The organism is Nocardiopsis lucentensis DSM 44048 (assembly GCF_000341125.1).
In the GTDB taxonomy this organism is placed as follows: Bacteria; Actinomycetota; Actinomycetes; order Streptosporangiales; family Streptosporangiaceae; genus Nocardiopsis; species Nocardiopsis lucentensis.
In genome coordinates this window covers 1-1,709 of sequence record NZ_ANBC01000917.1, presented here as the reverse complement: position 1 = coordinate 1,709, position 1,709 = coordinate 1, and the positions used below count along the sequence as shown (strand labels likewise).

2 protein-coding genes are annotated in these 1,709 nt (G+C 72.7%); both read right to left on the bottom strand.

The features are described from left to right. The coding region (locus tag D471_RS0131655) for an NADPH-dependent FMN reductase (protein WP_017602328.1) at positions 1 to 273 on the bottom strand (273 nt) is incomplete at its 3' end. 233 nt (positions 274 to 506) lie between these two features. Further along, a partial coding sequence (gene sucB / locus D471_RS0131650; RefSeq protein WP_017602327.1) for a 2-oxoglutarate dehydrogenase, E2 component, dihydrolipoamide succinyltransferase occupies positions 507 to 1,709 on the bottom strand: 1,203 nt, incomplete at its 5' end.

The following is a 1,709-nucleotide window of genomic DNA, read 5'->3' as shown; positions in this document are numbered from 1 at the left end:
GGCCGAGTCGATCGCCGCCTTGAGCGGTCCGGGGTAGCCGTGGTTGTACTCGGGGGTGAGGACCACGAAGGCGTCCGCGGCGTCGATCCGGGCACCGAAATCGGCCAGCGGAGCGCCGTGGCCCTCCGCGGTCCCGAGGTCGGCGACGTCCAGGACATCGAGTTCGGCGCCCCCGTGGCCTCGTGCCCGATCGAGGAACCAGCGGGTGACCGCCGGCCCTGTCCGGCCGTTGCGATTACCACCCAGGATGACCGCGATACGAAGGTTGTGCATGTACGTCCTCGTGTCCGCGGGCCGACCGCGCGCGTGCCGCGCACTGCCGCCGACCTCGTGTGCCGGGCCGCCCTGGGAGGGATGGTCCGGCCGCGTTCGTTCGTCGGGGGGCGCTGTCCACGGTAGAACCTCGACCTGACTTGAGGTCAACCCGGGGTGCGCGTCCCACCTCCGTGACGGCGTCGGGCCGGACGCCGCGCGGCGTCCGGCCCGACGGAACAGGAGGAACGGGGCTACAGACCCAGCTCGGCCTCGAAGGCGCCCTCCTCCAGGCGCTCCTTGACGGACTGGAGGAAACGGCCCGCGTCGGCGCCGTCGATCAGGCGGTGGTCGTGGGACAGCGACAGGTACACCATCGACCGGACGGCGATCACCTCGCCGCCCATCGCCGGGTCCTCGACCACGACGGGCCGCTTGACGACCGCGCCCGTGCCGAGGATGGCCACCTGCGGCGTGTTGATGATCGGCGTGCCGAACAGGGCTCCGGTGCTCCCCGTCTCGGCGATCGTGAACGTACCGCCGCCGAGCTCGTCCGGCCCGAGCAGCCCGGTGTGCGCCCGCTCGGTCAGTGCCGTGATGTTGCGGGCCAGGTCGGTCAGACCCAGGTGGCCGGCGTCACGGATGACCGGGACGAGCAGGCCGCGGTCGGTGTCCACGGAGACGCCGAGGTTCTCGACGTCGTGGTAGCTGACCTCGTCGTTGTCACTGTCGATCACCGCGTTGAGCTTCGGGTTGGCCTTGAGGGCCTCCACCGCGGCCAGCGCGAAGAACGGGAAGAAGTCCAGCGCAACGCCCTCGCGCTGGGCGAAGTCGGCGGCCGCCTGCTCGCGCAGACGCGCGATCTTGGTGACGTCGACCTCGATGACCTGCGTGGTCTCGGCCGCGGTGTTGAGCGATTCGACCATACGGTCGGCGATCGACCGACGCAGGCGGCTCATCTTCTCGGTGCGGCCCCGAAGGGAGGTGTCGGTGGCGCCCTTGCGCGCGGTCGAGGACGGCGAGGAGGGGGCGGCGGCGCGCGCGGCGGCCGCCTTCTGCTCCTCGGCGGCCCGGAGCACGTCCTGCTTGCGGATCCGGCCACCGACGCCGGTGCCCTTGACCCGGCTCAGGTCGACACGGTTCTCGGCGGCGAGCTTACGGACCAGCGGCGTCACGTACGCCTCGGTGACGGCGTCGGTGCCGGAGGCCCGACCAGTGCCGCTGAGCGTCTCGATGTCCACCCTGGGGACGTCGGCCTCCCGCTCCGGCGCGGGGGCCGGAGCCGGCGTCGGAGCCGGAGCGGGCTCCGCGGCGGCCTCGGGGGCGGGCTCGGCCCGCGGGGCGGGGGCCTCGGGCGCGGGAGCGGCACCCTCGCCGCCGATGACCGCGATCTGGGCGCCGATGTCGACCGTCTCGTCCTCGTCGACGAGGATCTTGGTGAGTACTCCCGCGACCGG